The organism is Streptobacillus felis (genome assembly GCF_001559775.1).
GTDB lineage: Bacteria > Fusobacteriota > Fusobacteriia > Fusobacteriales > Leptotrichiaceae > Streptobacillus > Streptobacillus felis.
The window spans coordinates 1-498 of record NZ_LOHX01000143.1; the positions used below are offsets into that span (position 1 = coordinate 1).

Sequence of the window (498 nt, forward strand, 5' to 3'; positions counted from 1 at the left end):
TTAACTTAGTAAATTCAAATGGGAATCCATATGTATCATATAGTTTAAATGATACTTCACTAGATAATTTAGTTTTATTTTCTTTTTTACATTTTTCTATTTCTTCAAATAAGATTTCAGTACCAGATTTTAAAGTTCTAGAGAATTTATCTTCTTCAGATTTAATGATGTTTTTAATATATTCTCTTTTTTGCTCTAATTCTGGTTATGCTTCCTTCATATTTTCATTAACAGTATCTACTATTTCATGTAAGAAAGGAAGAGAGTTATAAAAAATAACACGGTTCTCAACTGCACCTGCACCGTATGCGCTTCTAATTAATTTTTTAAGGATGTATCCAAGTCCTTCATTTGATGGTAAAACACCATCACAAATTAAAAATGTTGATGCTCGAAGATGGTCTCCAATCATTTTTACTGAAACAGAAATTTTCTCTTCTTTATTATCTAATGTATTTTTAATATTTTCAATAATTGGAGTAAATAAGTCAGTTTCAA

The 498-nt window shown here is 26.5% G+C and carries 1 pseudogene; it reads right to left on the minus strand.

The window, feature by feature from the left end:
• Positions 1–475 (minus strand): annotated as a pseudogene (locus AYC60_RS08270) (alanine--tRNA ligase-related protein); the annotation flags it as partial.
• Positions 476–498: the final 23 nt, after the last annotated feature.